The 14,298-nt window shown below is 65.7% G+C and carries 26 protein-coding genes; 17 read left to right on the plus strand and 9 right to left on the minus strand.

Translation table 11 applies throughout. The features are described 5' to 3' along the window. Positions 1-130 precede the first annotated feature (130 nt). Positions 131-553, plus strand: coding sequence for an ester cyclase (locus WEB29_01100; GenBank protein MEX2135542.1), 423 nt, complete (start codon positions 131-133; stop codon positions 551-553). A 29-nt stretch (positions 554-582) separates the two neighbouring features. On the opposite strand, the gene WEB29_01105 is transcribed toward WEB29_01100, so the two are convergent. After that, the gene (locus WEB29_01105) at positions 583-1,029 is read right to left on the minus strand and encodes an ester cyclase (protein MEX2135543.1); all 447 of its coding nucleotides are present in this window, start codon (positions 1,027-1,029) and stop codon (positions 583-585) included. 190 nt (positions 1,030-1,219) lie between these two features. On the opposite strand from WEB29_01105, the gene merB reads away from it, so the two are divergent. Both merB and WEB29_01115 read left to right on the plus strand, forming a co-directional pair. Then, positions 1,220-1,900 (plus strand): organomercurial lyase, encoded by a 681-nt coding sequence (merB, locus tag WEB29_01110; protein MEX2135544.1) that lies wholly within the window; start codon positions 1,220-1,222, stop codon positions 1,898-1,900. A gap of 18 nt (positions 1,901-1,918) precedes the next feature. Continuing rightward, the gene (locus WEB29_01115; GenBank protein ID MEX2135545.1) at positions 1,919-2,275 is read left to right on the plus strand and encodes a cupin domain-containing protein; all 357 of its coding nucleotides are present in this window, start codon (positions 1,919-1,921) and stop codon (positions 2,273-2,275) included. Positions 2,276-2,509: 234 nt separating this feature from the next. On the opposite strand, the gene WEB29_01120 is transcribed toward WEB29_01115, so the two are convergent. From WEB29_01120 to WEB29_01135, 4 genes are read right to left on the minus strand one after another with little or no spacing between them, the layout of a single operon-like run. Continuing rightward, positions 2,510-3,421, minus strand: coding sequence for a proline iminopeptidase-family hydrolase (locus tag WEB29_01120; GenBank protein MEX2135546.1), 912 nt, complete (start codon positions 3,419-3,421; stop codon positions 2,510-2,512). Further along, positions 3,396-4,430: an agmatinase family protein gene (locus tag WEB29_01125; protein MEX2135547.1), complete on the minus strand. Its 1,035-nt coding sequence runs from the start codon at positions 4,428-4,430 to the stop codon at positions 3,396-3,398. Before WEB29_01125 ends, WEB29_01120 begins: the two co-directional genes overlap by 26 nt. A 13-nt stretch (positions 4,431-4,443) precedes the next feature. Next, positions 4,444-5,199 carry a DUF1028 domain-containing protein gene (locus WEB29_01130; GenBank protein ID MEX2135548.1) on the minus strand — a complete coding sequence of 252 codons (756 nt, stop codon included), beginning with the start codon at positions 5,197-5,199 and terminating at the stop codon, positions 4,444-4,446. Positions 5,200-5,207: 8 nt separating this feature from the next. Next, a complete protein-coding gene (locus WEB29_01135) occupies positions 5,208-6,671 on the minus strand; it encodes a cytosine permease (GenBank protein MEX2135549.1) in 1,464 nt (487 codons plus the stop codon). Between the two features lie 99 nt (positions 6,672-6,770). Between WEB29_01135 and WEB29_01140 the strand changes: the two genes are divergently transcribed. Further along, entirely contained in the window at positions 6,771-7,253 is a 483-nt protein-coding gene (locus WEB29_01140) for an Lrp/AsnC family transcriptional regulator (GenBank protein MEX2135550.1), read from the plus strand. 236 nt (positions 7,254-7,489) lie between these two features. After that, positions 7,490-7,801 carry a hypothetical protein gene (locus WEB29_01145; GenBank protein MEX2135551.1) on the plus strand — a complete coding sequence of 104 codons (312 nt, stop codon included), beginning with the start codon at positions 7,490-7,492 and terminating at the stop codon, positions 7,799-7,801. Between the two features lie 18 nt (positions 7,802-7,819). On the opposite strand, the gene WEB29_01150 is transcribed toward WEB29_01145, so the two are convergent. Together WEB29_01150 and WEB29_01155 are read right to left on the minus strand one after the other, a co-directional pair. Further along, positions 7,820-8,158, minus strand: coding sequence for a HepT-like ribonuclease domain-containing protein (locus WEB29_01150; protein MEX2135552.1), 339 nt, complete (start codon positions 8,156-8,158; stop codon positions 7,820-7,822). Next, complete coding sequence (locus WEB29_01155) at positions 8,148-8,456, minus strand: nucleotidyltransferase family protein (GenBank protein ID MEX2135553.1); 309 nt, start codon at positions 8,454-8,456, stop codon at positions 8,148-8,150. Before WEB29_01155 ends, WEB29_01150 begins: the two co-directional genes overlap by 11 nt. 106 nt (positions 8,457-8,562) lie before the next feature. Here WEB29_01155 and WEB29_01160 point away from each other — a divergent pair, with 106 nt between their 5' ends. The 3 genes from WEB29_01160 to WEB29_01170 are packed head-to-tail and all read left to right on the plus strand — an operon-like array spanning position 8,563 to position 9,913. After that, the gene (locus WEB29_01160) at positions 8,563-8,697 is read left to right on the plus strand and encodes a hypothetical protein (GenBank protein MEX2135554.1); all 135 of its coding nucleotides are present in this window, start codon (positions 8,563-8,565) and stop codon (positions 8,695-8,697) included. A 25-nt stretch (positions 8,698-8,722) separates the two neighbouring features. Beyond that, complete coding sequence (locus WEB29_01165) at positions 8,723-9,076, plus strand: cupin domain-containing protein (protein ID MEX2135555.1); 354 nt, start codon at positions 8,723-8,725, stop codon at positions 9,074-9,076. 6 nt (positions 9,077-9,082) lie between these two features. After that, positions 9,083-9,913, plus strand: coding sequence for a GNAT family N-acetyltransferase (locus tag WEB29_01170; protein MEX2135556.1), 831 nt, complete (start codon positions 9,083-9,085; stop codon positions 9,911-9,913). Here WEB29_01170 and WEB29_01175 read toward each other — a convergent pair. Beyond that, on the minus strand, positions 9,872-10,261 hold the full coding sequence (locus tag WEB29_01175) for a DUF1801 domain-containing protein (protein ID MEX2135557.1): 390 nt from the start codon (positions 10,259-10,261) through the stop codon (positions 9,872-9,874). The genes WEB29_01170 and WEB29_01175 overlap by 42 nt on opposite strands. A gap of 50 nt (positions 10,262-10,311) precedes the next feature. Between WEB29_01175 and WEB29_01180 the strand changes: the two genes are divergently transcribed. From WEB29_01180 to WEB29_01205, 6 genes are read left to right on the plus strand one after another with little or no spacing between them, the layout of a single operon-like run. Next, on the plus strand, positions 10,312-10,434 hold the full coding sequence (locus WEB29_01180; GenBank protein MEX2135558.1) for a hypothetical protein: 123 nt from the start codon (positions 10,312-10,314) through the stop codon (positions 10,432-10,434). Beyond that, positions 10,431-11,024, plus strand: coding sequence for a VOC family protein (locus WEB29_01185; GenBank protein ID MEX2135559.1), 594 nt, complete (start codon positions 10,431-10,433; stop codon positions 11,022-11,024). The genes WEB29_01180 and WEB29_01185 overlap by 4 nt, the downstream gene beginning before the upstream one ends. A gap of 42 nt (positions 11,025-11,066) precedes the next feature. After that, positions 11,067-11,327, plus strand: a complete 261-nt coding sequence (locus WEB29_01190) for a hypothetical protein (protein MEX2135560.1) — start codon at positions 11,067-11,069, stop codon at positions 11,325-11,327. A 17-nt stretch (positions 11,328-11,344) separates the two neighbouring features. Further along, positions 11,345-11,818, plus strand: coding sequence for a nucleoside deaminase (locus tag WEB29_01195; GenBank protein ID MEX2135561.1), 474 nt, complete (start codon positions 11,345-11,347; stop codon positions 11,816-11,818). An 18-nt stretch (positions 11,819-11,836) separates the two neighbouring features. Further along, the gene (locus tag WEB29_01200; GenBank protein ID MEX2135562.1) at positions 11,837-12,013 is read left to right on the plus strand and encodes a hypothetical protein; all 177 of its coding nucleotides are present in this window, start codon (positions 11,837-11,839) and stop codon (positions 12,011-12,013) included. Beyond that, on the plus strand, positions 11,994-12,656 hold the full coding sequence (locus WEB29_01205) for a CDP-alcohol phosphatidyltransferase family protein (protein ID MEX2135563.1): 663 nt from the start codon (positions 11,994-11,996) through the stop codon (positions 12,654-12,656). The genes WEB29_01200 and WEB29_01205 overlap by 20 nt, the downstream gene beginning before the upstream one ends. 10 nt (positions 12,657-12,666) lie before the next feature. On the opposite strand, the gene WEB29_01210 is transcribed toward WEB29_01205, so the two are convergent. Beyond that, complete coding sequence (locus WEB29_01210) at positions 12,667-13,056, minus strand: hypothetical protein (protein MEX2135564.1); 390 nt, start codon at positions 13,054-13,056, stop codon at positions 12,667-12,669. A 205-nt stretch (positions 13,057-13,261) separates the two neighbouring features. Between WEB29_01210 and WEB29_01215 the strand changes: the two genes are divergently transcribed. From WEB29_01215 to WEB29_01225, 3 genes are all read left to right on the plus strand, one after another. Next, positions 13,262-13,594 (plus strand): GYD domain-containing protein, encoded by a 333-nt coding sequence (locus tag WEB29_01215; GenBank protein ID MEX2135565.1) that lies wholly within the window; start codon positions 13,262-13,264, stop codon positions 13,592-13,594. A gap of 32 nt (positions 13,595-13,626) precedes the next feature. Then, positions 13,627-13,809, plus strand: coding sequence for a hypothetical protein (locus tag WEB29_01220; protein ID MEX2135566.1), 183 nt, complete (start codon positions 13,627-13,629; stop codon positions 13,807-13,809). 70 nt (positions 13,810-13,879) lie between these two features. Further along, positions 13,880-14,284: a pyridoxamine 5'-phosphate oxidase family protein gene (locus tag WEB29_01225; GenBank protein ID MEX2135567.1), complete on the plus strand. Its 405-nt coding sequence runs from the start codon at positions 13,880-13,882 to the stop codon at positions 14,282-14,284. The last annotated feature ends 14 nt before the right edge of the window (positions 14,285-14,298 follow it).

Raw genomic sequence — 14,298 nt, forward strand, 5'->3', positions numbered from 1 at the left:
TACAGCGGTGGGATCTTGCGCAGCGGTCGCCGCTTGGCGCGCGACTTGTGGATAACTCCATTGCGCTGCGGTCCACAACGGAGTACATGGAAGTCCCGATACGGAGATAGCAGCCTTAGGAGCGCGCGTCATGACAATGGAAGAGAACAAGGCCATCACCCGTCGGTTCCTGGATGAGGTCGCGAATGGCGGAAACGTCGCTGTATTGAACGAACTCTACGGCCCGAACTTCGTCGATCACTCCGTCCCGCCGGGCGTGCCGGGGACGACAGAGGCGGCCAAGGGTTTCTGGACCATGTTTCGGGGGGCCTTTCCGGACCTTCACTACACGCTCGAAGACGAGGTCGCCGATGGAGATCGTGTGGCCCAGCGATTCACGGCACACGGAACCATGCGCGGCGATTTTCAGGGTATGCCCGCATCAGGCAAGGAGGCGACCTGGTCGGAGATCCACATCATCCGCTTCGCCGACGGCAAGGTGGTCGAGCACTGGGGCGTCGTCGATCAGCTGGGGATGCTGACTCAGCTCGGCTTCTCTGGGGCTCCGGCGTAGGGCCGACCGTCTTCAAGCGCGACCACGCGTCAGCCGAACTCGGCCACCGCGTCGCCGATACGGACCTCGGCGCCAATGCCTCTTACGATCGGCAAGTGGTCGAATAGGTGCCAGAGGCGAGCCACACGACCGCCACGGAAGAAGAACACGTCGAGCGACGGCGCATCGATGGCCCGGCCGGTGGCTGGCAGCCCGAAGATCACGCCCAGGTGCGTCCCGATGAATCGCGTGCGGGTGATCACGGTCTCGCCCAGATCTTCCAGATCGTCGATTCGAACATGAAGATCCGGGAACGAGGCCACCGTCTCGCGGACGATCTCGGCGTGATCCGCCGGCGTAAGGCTCGTGCGGCCATGGAGGTACTCGTCGTGGAAGACCTCCCTCAGCCGCTCGACTCGCCGCTCGTTCCAGCAGTCCGCCCAGTACATCCGAATCAGGTCAGCGTTCGGGCGAGCGGGAGTGGCTGCATCCGTCACGCTCGGCATCCTATGCCTCGCTAACCCGCGCTGCTACCCTCTCCCAGACTCGGGCGCCCACCTGAGCCACCACTTGCGGGAGACCGATGACCGAGCTTGCCACCAACGTCCTCTACTACGGCGACAACCTCGACATCCTGCGTCGCTACCTGCCCGATGCCCAGCTGCTGGCCTTCGAGGACGGTCGGCGTTGAAGGCTGAGATGCTTCAGCCAAATGTGCGGCTCTTCATCTTCGAGCACTTCCTCGAGCACGCCGCCCCTCCTGTCGTGGAGCAGGTCATGGCCCGCTTCTCGCTCTCACGGGCCGACGCGAAGGACGCGCTCCGCGACCTCGCGGCTGCCCGCCACATCGCGCTCGTCCCGGGGACCGACCGCATCCTGATGGCCTTTCCGTTCTCCGCCATCGCGACGCCGTTCCGGGTGACGGTAGGCGGCCGTTCCTACTTCGCCAACTGCGCCTGGGACGCGATCGCCTTCCACGCCATGCTCGATGAGGGCGTGCGGGTCGACTCGTTCTGCCATCACTGCGCCGTGCCGATCCGCATCGAGCTGCAGGGCGGGCGCGCGACCCGCGTCGATCCGGTGGAATCGCTCGTCTACCTCGCCCTCCGCCCGACGGAGTGGTGGGGGGACATCGTCACCACTTGCTCGAACACGATGGTCTTCTTCGCCTCCCCCGAGCATCGCGACGCCTCCGACCTGTGCGCAGGGCCCGATCAGGCCGCCTCGCTGACAGCCGACCAGATCCACTCGCTCAGCGGGCCGATCTACGCCACGAAGTTCGCCCTCGACTATGCCAGGCCGTCGAAGGAGGTCCTGCTCGCCCATTGGGCGGCGATGGGCCTTACCGGCGACTACTGGAAGCTCTGACCCTATTCAGGAGATTCCATGAACAAGGTCAACCTCGACGAGAAGCTCTCGCTATTCGATGACCTCTGGAGCCCCAAGATCGTCGCCCGCCTCAATGACTACGACATCCAGGTCGCCAAGGCCGACGGTGAGTTCGTGTGGCACGAGCACGCTGAGACCGACGAGTTCTTCCTGGTCCTCAGGGGCCGGCTGGTCATCCAGATGAGGGACGGCGACGTTGAGCTCGGCCCCGGTGAGCTGTTCGTCGTGCCGAAGGGAATCGCGCATCGCCCGCGTGCTAGCGACGGCCTGGAAGTTCTCCTGATCGAGCCTGCCGGGACCGTCAACACCGGCAACGCCGGAGGCGACCTGACCGCGGTCGAAGAGCGCCTCTAGCCGGTCATCGTCTCAGCTGGTGGTAGGCTTCCGAAACTGATACCCGTCCGCCCACGCGCGGGGGACCGACGCCCAGCTGCTGGCCTTCGAGGACACGTGGCACTGGGATCCATCGGCCGAGGCGACCTACGCCTACCTGACCAACGGGTCATCGGCTGTGGAGGCCGACGTGATCCGCCCGCACGAGGCATCGAGCATGGGCGCGGTCCACGTGGATGGTGGGCGCCGGCGACGTCATCCGTGAGCCCCCTCCACCCGATCAAAGAACCGACGCATGGCCGCAATGTAGGCGTCCCGCTCCTCCACGAACGCCATGTGTGAACTGTGCTCAAACACGGCTAGCTCCGCATGCGGGATTCTTCCTCGCATGTCCTCCATGTGGGCGGGCCACATCTCGTCGTGGCGCCCGACGGTCAGCAGGACCGGCATGTCGAGCTCGTCCAGCCGGCTGGTGATGTCCCAGCCGTTCAGGTTCCCAGTCACCGGACCGAACTCGCTCGGCCCCCACATCGTGAGGTAAGGGCCGGCACCGAAGGCCGGGCCCATGGACCGCTCTACCGAAGGCGGCCATGGGTCGAGCCGACAGAGGTGCCGCTTGTAGAAGACCATGATTGCGGCGGTGTACTCCGGACAGTCGAAGACCCTCCGCGCTTCGTGGTCGGCGATGACCCGCTCGACGTCCGCCGGTAGCCGGAGGCGGAGTTCACCCATTTCAGCAACGACACGAGGCACGGACGGTGGGGAACTGCTGATTGTCAGGCTGGCGAGGTCCGGCCGGCGATCGAGGGTGTACTGCATCGCCAGCCACCCGCCCCAGGAGTTCCCGAACAGGTGGATCTGGCCCAATTCGAGCGCGTCGCAGACCGCGGCCACCTCGGCCACGAACCTATCCATCGTCCACAGCGAAGGGTCATCTGGCCGATCGGACGCGCCGCAGCCCAGCTGATCGTAGAAGACGACCGCGCGCTGGTCCGACAGGTCGGCCAGAGTGTCGAGGTAGTCGTGGGCCATGCCCGGACCGCCATGCAGGCACAGGAGCGGGATCCCGCCTTCCCCGTAGACCCAGTAGCGGACCGATCCACCCGGAACCGGGACGGTCCCCTCTCGCGTGAGCCGCGCGTCAGTCGACGATGGGGGTTGGGTCATATCCTCGCCAGCCGTCGTGAAGTCGCATGAACAGCCCGGCCAGGAAGGTCAGGATGGCCGAGCCGAAGGTGCGGGTGGTGATCTCGGCGACGTCCCGATTCGGGTCCAGCTCGACGAAGTCAATGGCCGCCACCCGCGGATCGCGGCCCAGCATGAACAGGGCCTCCAGGAGGTCGACCGGATGGAGCCCGTCGGCGGTGGCGGCCGCGGTGCCGGGCGCGTACCCCAGCTCGAGGACGTCGATATCGACGGTGGCGTAGATCGCATCGGTCCCCTTGCCGGCAACCTCGAGGGCGGAGGCGACCATGGCCTCGATGCCGGCCTTGCGGATGGCCCGGGCGGTGTAGATCGTCCCGCCCTGTCCCTCGACCCAGCGCTTGTAGTAGCTGGCGTTCATGAACCCGTGGATCCCGAACTGGACGAGGTTCTCGCCGCGGACCTTGACCCCCGACTCGAGAATGCCCCGTATCGGCGTGCCGTTGGTCGGCCCGTGGTCCATGACGCGCACGTCGTTGTGGGCATCGAAGTGAATGAGGCCCACCTGCTGGTCGGGGTGGGCGCCGCAGTACGCCCGGACGGCTGGCGTGGTGATGGCGTGATCGCCGCCGATGATCAGCGGGAAGAACGCCTCGGGCTGGCTCATGAGCGCCTGAAGGCACTCCTGAATGTTCTCGAGTCCCGCCACCAGGTCGATGATCGGCGTCGACACGTCGCCCAGCTCGCGCACACGCAGCGTCGAGATGTCCACGTCGTAGTCGGGCGTGAATGTCGTGAAGATGGCCCACGCCTCACGCAGGGCGTTCGGCGCCGCGTAGGCCCCGTTGGGGAGGATCGAGGTCTTGCTGAACGGAACCGTGATCATCCCAACGTCGAGCGGCGAGGCCCAATCCCAGACCTCGATCCAGTTGTTGACCCGGATCTCGTTGCGGTCGTTCCAATGGGAGATCTTCCGCTTCTCGGGCACCAGCAGATGCGGGATGTCCCGTGGCGGGCGCGGCGCTGTGTACATCGGACCCGAAGACTCAGCCATCGGGTGGCCCCGATCCCCCGCCGCCCGGGCGCTGCGGCGGGGGCAGCAGGTTCATTTCGATGAACTCATCGCTCAGGCTGCCCAGCGGGTTGGCCCGGTTCGGGAGGCCCTCGACGAACGGCAACAGGTCCAGGCGAGCCACTTCGGCGACCCGGCGCAACTCGGCCACCGGCTGGGGGTGCTCGTCGACGCGCAGGTCCCACAGCGGGTACTCCTCGCGGTCCACGACCAGCAGTGCCGCGCACTGCCGGCCCCGCTTGTCCCCGCCACCCGCCTGTCCCGCCTCGAGAGCACGCATCAGTCGCTCGGCGAGGTCGAGATCGGTTCCCTCGGTGGAGCGGAACGAGTCGGCCAGGGCCGTTACCGTGTCGCCGCGGAGCAACATGTTGCCCTGGGCTGCGAAGTTCGGCCCGCTGATCTCGCCGTACCAGGTCGTACACTCGTCGCCGGAGAATGACGCGCTTCCGCCGTGGGCATCCACGACCCCCAGCTGGCGGACGCTGCGCCCCGGGTCGTCGCGAAGCACCGCAGCCAGCGCCTCCGACGCGGACGCCCCGCCTTCCATCAGGCGGAGGGCGTCGATGGCGAGGTAGAGGCTCGGCCACGACTGGGTGGCCACCGCGCCGACTCCCGAGCGCGCCCACGTCACCAGGCGCCCGGCCCCGACGTCCGCGGTGGAGACGGCCACGCCCAACTGGCCGGTTCGCTCACAGCGGCCGACGATCGAGAAGGTGCCGAGCCGTCGCACCTGCCCCCTCAGTACGTCTCGGCCTCGTGCATGGCCGCCTCGCCGCTCGCCTCGAGCTCGGACGCCTCGGCCTCGGTCAGCCGCTGCTCCTCGGTCAGGTCGATGTTGCGGGTGAGGATCCAGTACAGGATCCCGGCTACCGGCAAGCCGACGAAGACCGATATGTCGGCGCCGCCGATGGCATCGGCCACCGGCCCCGTGTAGAGCGCGGTGCTGAAGAACGGGACCATTGCCACAAAGCCGACGAAGTAGGCGATCAGGCCGCGGGCGTTCCACGAGCCGTAGATGCCGTTCGGCTTGAAGATCTCCAGGATCGCGTAGTTCCCTTTCCGGACGACGTAGAAGTCGACCAGGTTGACCGCGGTCCACGGCGTGAGGAAGTACAGGATCAGGAACAGGAAGTTTCCGTAGCTCGTCAGGAAGTCCTCGGGCAGCAGAAGACTGCCGCCGGTGCCGAGGACGCCGATGACCGCCACCGCCACCAACCGCACGCCGCGCCCGGCCTTGACCCGGACCACCGCGTCCACGACCGACAGCCCTGACAGGTGGCCGGAGTACATGTTCAGGGCAATGACCGTCACCATCCCGATCAGAGCGATGGCCAGGGCGAACGTGCCGAAGCCCTCGAACAGCAGGTCGCCGCCGAGAACGATGGAGCCCACCGTCGCGGCATCGGGGAAGAGGGCCAGCAGCAGCGCGCCCAGGGCGATCATCCAGAACGACCCGAGCGCCGAGCCGAAGTAGGTCCACAGGAACGTGGCCCGCGACGTCGAACCCGGCTCCAGGTAACGGGAGAAGTCCGACACGTACGGAGCCTGCGAGACCTGGTAGGACGCCACGGCTCCGAGGACGACGAGGAACGGCGTGAGCTGGAACTCGCCCATGACCGTGTGCTCGGCGGGCAACCGCCCCTGGAACAGGACGGTGACGGTGAAGATGCCGAACACGACGAGGAAGATGTACGTCCCCCACTTCTGGGCGAAGTGGATCCAGTCGTAGCCGACCATGGTCAGGCCGAACGCCACGACGGCCATGATGACGACCGATGCCTCGAGTGGCAGCCCGGACACGGTCGCCAGAGCGGTGCCGCCGATGATGGTGTTGAAGATGTTGAACCCAACGAAGAGAAACACGGCGATGGCCTGCGGGATCAGCGCCCCGAGGAATCCGAATTGGGGACGTGACTGCAGCATCTGCGGAATCCCCATCCGGGGTCCCTGGACGGCGTGGAAGGCCATGAAGAATGTGCCAAAGACCTCGCCCAGGATGATGGCCACCAGGGTCCAGAACAGGTTCAGGCCCAGGCTGATACCGATGAATCCCACGGCCAGGGTCGCCAACTCGGCGTTGGCGAGGAACCACAGGGTGAACTGGTCGCGGACCTTGCCGTGCCGTTCCGTCTTGGGGATGTAGTCGATGTGGTGATACTCGATGACGCCCGGGGCAGGCTGCCCCTGCGCAGCAGTGGTCATCTCCTGAATCCCTCTCTCCGCCGGGCCGATATTGACGATATCGGATAATCGGCAGGACACATTCTATGGGAATCAGTCAACAGCGAGGAAGCCACTTCCGTGACCCAACAGACCCGGCCCGCGCGGCACCACCTCGACGCCACGGAGCGACGCATGGTCGAGCTCCTGCAGGAAGACGGGCGGCTGACGGTCACCGCTCTCGCCCGGGCTGTGCGGGTGACCGAGCAGACCGCGCGACGCAAGCTTCGTCGCCTGCTGGGCGACAGGATCATCCAGGTGGTCGCGACTGTCGATCCCTTCGACGTCGGCTACGAGACCCCGGTCATCATTGGCCTGAAGGTCAAGCGGGCCAAGCTCGACACGGTCGCGCGCCGCCTGAGCGACCTCCCCCAGGTCAGGTACGTGGGCGCAAGCACGGGACGTGTCGACCTCGTCGTCGAGGTCGTCGTCCGCACCAACCAGGACCTGGCGGATTTCCTCATGAACGAACTGGGCTCCATGGATGGTGTCTTGGACTCGGAGACGAACCTCATCGTCCGCATTTACAAGCAGTCCTGGTCCTGGGCCATCCGCGACGATTAGACAGCGCGACGGGCACCTCGACGGCTGCGCCACCATCGACGACGCGATACACGATCAGGTACGGCCGAGCCGAGACGTCACAGATGTACCCGTGCCATCGCGACCCAGCCGGCGCGATGAACCGCAGCTGACCGTCCCAGGCAGGGTCGTCCTCAAGGCGCTTGAGCGCAGCTTCTAACGCCTATCGGGTCTTTCCTCTTGACCTGGCGAATACACGCCGCGCGTTCTCGCTGAGGATGACCTCAGCCGCGGCCACGGTCTTTCTTGGCCCGCATGGCGCTAAGGCGAGTTGCCTTCCCGGCGGCGATCTGCGATGTCCCTTCTTCCATGGCCTCGGTAATGCCAGGGGCAACCTCGCCACCAACGTCCTCTCCTACGGCGACAACCTGGACATCCTGCGTCGCTACCTGCCTGATGCCGCCGTCGACCTGGTCTACCTCGACCCGCCCTTCAACTCGAACCGCGACGACAACGTCATCTTCCGCGACGAGTCGGGCAATGCCACCGATGCCCAGCTGCTGGCCTTCGAGGACACCTGGCACTCGTGACCTGACTGTCCGTACTGACTAGGCTTCGGGTAGACCGATCGCGTTCAGCTGCTTGAGAAGTTTGGGCAGGTCGCGGGTGACCGTTCGCCACAGGATCGCGGGATCAACTTGCCAGTAGTCGTGCGTGACAAGGTTCCTCATCCCGATCATCTCGCGCCACGGAAGTTGTGCCAGTTCTATCTGGCGCGCTTCCGACACTCTGCCTGCGGCCTCGCCGATGACGGTGATCTTCTGAATCAGGGCCGCGGCAAGTAGTTCGTCGGTGGCCACGTCATCAGCAGTGCGGTTCTTGATGAACCGACGGGCCGCGCGGGCGGCGTCGCGGACGTCGATCAGGCGCTCGTCGTCACGCCTCATAGAGGACCACGGCCTCGCGATCGACGGTTGCGCGCACTCGGGGTTTCAGGCTTGCTCGCGTCACCAGATCCACCCGCCGTCCGAACAGGGCTTCGAGCTCGAATGCCATGCGGACCTGCTCGAAGAGGCCCGCGTGTGAGTCCGCGGTCAGGTCCATCATCACGTCGACATCACTTGTCGCCTTCAGCTCGCCGCGCGCCGCGGACCCGAAGACGGCAAGGAATAGCACCCCATGCCGGCGCGCGAAGGCGACCAACGCGGCACGGCTCACGGACTTCGGATCAATTGCGGGTGCCATGACAAGAGCCTAGCGCACACGCGCTGACACCGCCCTGTTCTTGCCCGCGCTGCTACCCTCTCATCAGGCTCCGGCGCCCACCTGAGCCAAACCTCGCGGAGGACCGATGACCGACCTCGCCACCAACCTCCTCTACTACGGCGACAACCTCGACATCCTGCGTCGCTACCTGCCCGATGCCGCCGTCGACCTGGTCTACCTCGACCCGCGTTTCAACTCGAGGCGCGACGACAAGTTGTAGGGTCCCCGCAGAAGGAGGGCGTCCGATGGAGCTCCATCCCGGGGTCTTCGTGTCGAACGTCACGACCAACGAGTGGCAACCCGACCCGGAGGTCGGTGGTGAGATGCACGTCTTGGTCGAGGACGAGACAGCCTATGTGGGCATGTCGCGCTTCCGGGACAAGGCGGATCTTGAGCCCTACAGCCTGCCGGAACGAGTGACAGTGCTGATCCTCGAGGGCAGCGCACGTATCGAAATCCAGGGTGGGCCGACCCTGGAACTGCGTGTCGGCGACATGGCTTCGCTCCCCAAGGGCGCCGTCATCACCTGGCACCTGACGCTTCCCTTCATGGAGGTGTGGTTCTTCGGCAGGCCGTACGAGATGGCAAGGGACCGATGAACCAGGATGCGGCAGTTGACCCACCGGGAGCTCGCCACCCTGGAGCACGAGAACTGGATCGCGTACCTGACCGGCGTTGCGAGTTGTGGCGCTCGAACCACGGTGGCCCGCACCGGCGGGGTGCTCACGCTCATGACCGGCCTGCCGATGAACTGGTTCAACCAGATCCTGATCGAAGACGAGCACGCGACAGCGGCCGCCATGCTGGACGCCGTGATCCAGGCGCGCGCGGAGGGCATCGACTTCGTCGTTCGCCTGCGACACGGCATTGATGATCGGTTCATCCCGACGCTGATCCAGGCGGGACTCGAGCCTGAGCCGCCCCAGACGGCGACTCCCGGCATGGTCGCGTTCCCGATCGACCGCGACGCCATCGCGAAGCAAGCCGTCCCGGAGCTCGGGATTCAACGGGTAACCGACGCGGCGGGCATCGACGCCCACCGCCAGACAGCGACAGCCGGCTTCGGCGCAGATTCTGCGGTCGCCCAGGGAACCGTGTGCGCGAACCTCCTCGACCGGCCCGGCTGCGTCGTCTACGTGGGCTACGCGGACGGGGACCCCGTCGTCTCCGGGCTGGGCTGGCGCTCCGGAAGGACCATCGGTGTCTACAGCATCGCCGCCATCGCCTCGGCCCGCCGACGCGGGTACGCCGCGGCCATGACCGCTCGCATCGTCGCCGACGGTACGCTCGCGGGCTGCGACGTTGCGGCGCTCCAGGCGAGCGAGATGGGGCGTCCGATCTACGAGCGCCTTGGCTTCCGAACGGTCATCACCTACGCCGCGTATACGGCCCCGTCAGCCGATTGGCGCCGACCTGTCGGCGTCGGCCCGCGATGAGCCGGCGCGCTGGGCGGCAAGCAGTGCCGCGACCTTGCCCACGAGCCCCAGGGGGATAGGCTTGCTCAGCGGGAACTGGAGGGTTCCCTTTCCGGACTTGTGGGCCGTCAGCTCGCGATCGAGCTCCTCGTCGGCGCGGGGTATCGGATAGATGCTGATGTGGCGCTTCCAGCCGGCCAAGCCCAAGTAGCCGCGGCCGTGGAGCCTGAACGCCGCGATGTCGTAGCTAATCGCCTCCTCTGAGCCCGGCACCGCCCTGCGAATCGCCTGGCGTACGGACTCGATCTTCAGCCGGACGTCCGGCGGGAACGACGCGATGTACGCGTCCACGGACTCGAACTTCGCCACAACCTCACCTCCCCTGTCCGTCTGCGGGCCTCAATGCTAGCCTTGGACTCATGCCCGACCTCGCCACCAACGTCCTCTACTACGCCGACAACCTCGACATCCTGCGTCGCTACCGGAACGATGGCCAATTCCCAAGGACCGAAAGGCTGCGCCGAACGCTGGAGAGCAGGTGACCGACCCGATCGCGGACGTCCTCGGCGACTACCAGGCATTCTTCGCCGGCCAGAAGGACCGGCTGCGCGCGCGCGGAATCGACATCTCGCCGTATTCGCTGAGCCACCTGGCCTACCGCGTCCCCGAGTACGACCAGTACCTCCACGTCCGCGGCCTGCTCGAGCGCCACGCCGCGGCGAACCTGGAGGGCGTCTGGAACGGGCGGCCGATCTCGATGATCCTGCTGCGCGAGCCCCTGCACGTGGAGCCGCACGTGACCGTCGAGCTGATCGAGCTGATCCCGCCGGTCCACCAGCGCGTCTACAAGATGGGGCTCGAGCACGTCGGGGTCGTGCTCGGCGATGCCGTCGACGAGTTCGCCCGGACCCATCGGGCGGCCCTCACCGGCCAGCAGTTCCAGAGTGAAGACAACGAGCCGTACTACATCCTGTTCGAGGACTTCACCCACGTGAAGTTCCACCGGTCCTCGCTCCGCGCGGTGGTCGAGCGCCAGCGCGGATCGTTCGACCGCTTCGTCCACGTCGACGATTGGGTCCCGCCGGTCGTCCGCACCGCGACGAGGGGCGATGACGCGCGCCGCACACCGTGACAGCCGAACGGTTGTGGGATATTCAGCAACAAATAGACCTCAGTGCCTGACCTTGCCACCAACGTCCGCTACTACGGCGACAACCTGGACATCCTGCGTCGCTACCTGCCCGATGCCGCCGTCGACCTGGTCTACCTCGACCCGCCCTTCAACTCGAATCGCGACGACAACGTCATCTTCCGCGACGAGTCGGGCAATGCCACCGATGCCCAGCTGCTGGCCTTCGAGGACACCTGGCACTGGGGTCCATCGGCCGAGGCGACGCACGCCTGGGCTGCGGCTGCGATCTCCCTCGCGCAGTGAAGGGGACGCGGCTGGCCATGACGAGCATCGATACGGACCATCTGAGACGTGCGATCGCGATTGCCCATCGTGCGCGCGCCAACGGCAATCATCCGTTTGGCGCCCTGCTCGTCGACGCCGCGGGCGAGCTGGTCGCGGAGGCGGAGAACACAGTTACCAGCGATGGCGATCCGACTGCGCACGCAGAGATCAACCTCGTACGTACAGCCGGACGCCGCTTTGACCCCGACTACCTCTCGGAGTGCACGCTCTTCTCCAGCACCGAGCCCTGCGCGATGTGTGCGGGCGCCATCTACTGGGCCGGGATCGGTCGGGTGGTGTTTGCGCTGGGCGAGGACGAGTTGCGCCGCATGACTGGCAGCAACGCGGCTAGCCCGACGCTCGCATTGCCGAGCCGCGAGGTGTTCGCCCGAGGCCAGCGCTCAGTGCGGGTGGAAGGGCCGGCGCTGCTGGACGAAGCACGCGCGGTTCACGACGGCTTCTGGGGATGACGGCGGAGGAGGCGAAAGATGGCTGAGCCGATGCAGACCAACGTCCTCTACTACGGCGACAACCTCGACATCCTGCGTCGCTACCTGCCCGATGCCGCCGTCGACCTGGTCTACCTCAATGCGCCCTTCGACTCCAATCGCGACTCCAACGTCATCTTCCGCGATGAGCCGGGCAATGCCGCCCCTTGGAGTTGACCGACAGTCCGGCGAGAAGTCCAGTGTTATCGGTCACCTACGGACGCTGCCGAATCAACTGACTGCGATTCGGTTGCTCGTCGTGCCCCTGATATGGGTCTTTGCCTTGCTTGAGGCACGGGTCTACGTCGGCGCCGGTCTTATGGCCGCGCTGATCACGGACGCCTTCGACGGAATGGCGGCGCGAAGACTGGGCCTGACATCGGACTTCGGGAGCAAGTTCGACTCGATTGCGGATCAAGCGGTTCAGCTCTCGTCCATCGGGTGGGTGCTCCTGCTGATGCCGGAGATCATCACGGACAACCTCGTCGCCTCCGCGCTTGCGCTCGGGACGTACCTCGCGTCCTTGACGGTGGGCCTGGTCAAGTACAGGAGACTGGGCAACCTCCACCTCTACCTCTCGAAGGTGGGCGGCCTGTTCCTGTACCTTTTCCTCATCCAAGCATTCCTGGTCGGCCGATATAGCCAGCCACTGTTCCTGATGGCGGTGCTTGCATTCACCCTGTCGTCCGTGGAGACGCTTGCGCTCCAGTTGATGTCATCCGAGGCCGATGGCGAGACGGGATCCATTCTTTTCCGGTACATCCCAGACGATCATTGGATTCGACGCTGGGCAGGCGGGGCGCCCCGGCGGGGCGAGTGACCGGTCCTCCTTAGCCTGGCCGATAGGGCTTCGCCACCAGGGCCAGCAGCACCAGGCCGACGGCTCCCAATACCCAGAACAGTGGGTCGATGATCGGAGGGCCGAAGGACCCAACGGTGCCGAGGCTTGGCACGATGACGACGGCCGCAACGAGGATCAGCAGGAGCGCTACGCCGATCGCGAGAGATCGTGCCCAGCTGGATGAGCGGAATAGCCCAATAGCCCCCACGATCGCACCAAAGGCGCCGAGAACCAAGATCGCCGAGACGATCAGCTCCAGGCCAAGCATCGGATCGGGATCACTGATGAGCGGGATGGTCAGCATCACCGTGTAAATGAAGAGGCCGATGCCGAACAGGCCAAGGAGCAAAGCCGCGGCGCGAATACGGAGCGGGACCATCGCAAAGGCCATCGTACGCCGGCACTGGTAGCGAAAGCCCTCGGCAATTGCCCCCACTGCTACCCTCTCCCCACCCTGACCATTTACTCGCGGGGGGTTCGATGCAGACCAACGTCCTCTACGGCGACACCTCGACATCCTGCGTCGCTACCTGCCCCATGCCACCTTCGACAATCAGTGAGATGAAAGCTATGGAGGAAGACCGATGCCGTTTTACCTGACACGGTTCAGCTACACGCCAGTTACCTGGGCGAAGCTCATGAAGAACCCGGAGGACCGCCGGGCGGCAGCCACGAAGTACATCGAATCGGTCGGCGGCAAGCTGCACGGCTTCTGGTACGCCTTCGGGGATCACGATGGCTACAACCTGTGGGAGGCTCCAGATAACGTCTCGATGGCAGCCACGGCGATTGCTATCAGTGGTGGCGGGGCCCTGAGCTCCCTCCAGACGACGGTCCTGCTGACGGTTGAGGAGACGCTCGCAGCCCTCCAAAAGGCCTCGTCGATCACCTACCGTCCACCCGGAGGCGAAGGATAGGAGCCCTCCGGCTCGATGCCTATCGACCCGAGATGGAGACCAACGTCCTCTACTACGAGCCCGGTCGCCAGCCAGATCGAATTGAGTGGCGAGCACGAGATCTTCAACAGCCAACCGCAGGCCGTGGCCGATCAGATCTTCAGCCTCCTGGACCGATGACCGACCTCGCCACCAACGCCCGGCTGCTGGCCTTCGAGGACACCTGGCACGAGTGACGCGAGCGTGACACGACATTCCGCGAAGGATCCAAGCACGGCCGATGGACCGCCCATGAGCAAAGAGGCGATGGATCGCTTCCTGGAGCGCCCCCTTATCGCCCGCCTGGGGACGAGCGACGGCGATCGTCCCCGCGTCCTGCCGATGTGGTTCTGGTGGGATGGCAGTGACGTCTGGATGGAGACCAGCCCCACCTTCGCGAACTACCGCGTTCTCCGGCGCAACCCGCACGCGGCGCTCACGATCGATGAGGCGGTGAGTGGCCTCGCGATGCGTGCAGTCGTGATGCGTGGGCGGGTCGAGATCGTGGATGAGCCCCTCGACAATGTGATGATCACGGTTCGCCGCATCCATGACCGATACCTCTCGCCGGAGGAGCGAGCCTCGGACGCCGGCCGCGCGATGCAGCTCGGCAGCCACGTGTTGCTGCGGTTCATCCCCGACCGCACCATCACCTGGGACACCACGACCTGAGGCGAGGGCTATTG

The organism is Chloroflexota bacterium (assembly GCA_040902225.1).
GTDB lineage: Bacteria > Chloroflexota > Limnocylindria > QHBO01 > QHBO01 > CF-167.

Excerpts from the sequence above, each read along its gene's own strand:
- WEB29_01100 (MEX2135542.1), top strand. The coding sequence starts at position 131 with ATGACAATGGAAGAGAACAAGGCCATCACCCGTCGGTTCCTGGATGAG.
- WEB29_01115 (MEX2135545.1), top strand. The coding sequence starts at position 1,919 with ATGAACAAGGTCAACCTCGACGAGAAGCTCTCGCTATTCGATGACCTC.
- WEB29_01120 (MEX2135546.1), bottom strand. The coding sequence starts at position 3,421 with ATGACCCAACCCCCATCGTCGACTGACGCGCGGCTCACGCGAGAGGGG.
- WEB29_01125 (MEX2135547.1), bottom strand. The coding sequence starts at position 4,430 with ATGTACACAGCGCCGCGCCCGCCACGGGACATCCCGCATCTGCTGGTG.
- WEB29_01135 (MEX2135549.1), bottom strand. The coding sequence starts at position 6,671 with ATGACCACTGCTGCGCAGGGGCAGCCTGCCCCGGGCGTCATCGAGTAT.
- WEB29_01145 (MEX2135551.1), top strand. The coding sequence starts at position 7,490 with ATGACCTCAGCCGCGGCCACGGTCTTTCTTGGCCCGCATGGCGCTAAG.
- WEB29_01150 (MEX2135552.1), bottom strand. The coding sequence starts at position 8,158 with ATGAGGCGTGACGACGAGCGCCTGATCGACGTCCGCGACGCCGCCCGC.
- WEB29_01155 (MEX2135553.1), bottom strand. The coding sequence starts at position 8,456 with ATGGCACCCGCAATTGATCCGAAGTCCGTGAGCCGTGCCGCGTTGGTC.
- WEB29_01160 (MEX2135554.1), top strand. The coding sequence starts at position 8,563 with ATGACCGACCTCGCCACCAACCTCCTCTACTACGGCGACAACCTCGAC.
- WEB29_01165 (MEX2135555.1), top strand. The coding sequence starts at position 8,723 with ATGGAGCTCCATCCCGGGGTCTTCGTGTCGAACGTCACGACCAACGAG.
- WEB29_01170 (MEX2135556.1), top strand. The coding sequence starts at position 9,083 with ATGCGGCAGTTGACCCACCGGGAGCTCGCCACCCTGGAGCACGAGAAC.
- WEB29_01180 (MEX2135558.1), top strand. The coding sequence starts at position 10,312 with ATGCCCGACCTCGCCACCAACGTCCTCTACTACGCCGACAACCTCGAC.
- WEB29_01195 (MEX2135561.1), top strand. The coding sequence starts at position 11,345 with ATGACGAGCATCGATACGGACCATCTGAGACGTGCGATCGCGATTGCC.
- WEB29_01200 (MEX2135562.1), top strand. The coding sequence starts at position 11,837 with ATGGCTGAGCCGATGCAGACCAACGTCCTCTACTACGGCGACAACCTC.
- WEB29_01205 (MEX2135563.1), top strand. The coding sequence starts at position 11,994 with ATGCCGCCCCTTGGAGTTGACCGACAGTCCGGCGAGAAGTCCAGTGTT.
- WEB29_01210 (MEX2135564.1), bottom strand. The coding sequence starts at position 13,056 with ATGGTCCCGCTCCGTATTCGCGCCGCGGCTTTGCTCCTTGGCCTGTTC.
- WEB29_01215 (MEX2135565.1), top strand. The coding sequence starts at position 13,262 with ATGCCGTTTTACCTGACACGGTTCAGCTACACGCCAGTTACCTGGGCG.
- WEB29_01220 (MEX2135566.1), top strand. The coding sequence starts at position 13,627 with ATGGAGACCAACGTCCTCTACTACGAGCCCGGTCGCCAGCCAGATCGA.
- WEB29_01225 (MEX2135567.1), top strand. The coding sequence starts at position 13,880 with ATGGATCGCTTCCTGGAGCGCCCCCTTATCGCCCGCCTGGGGACGAGC.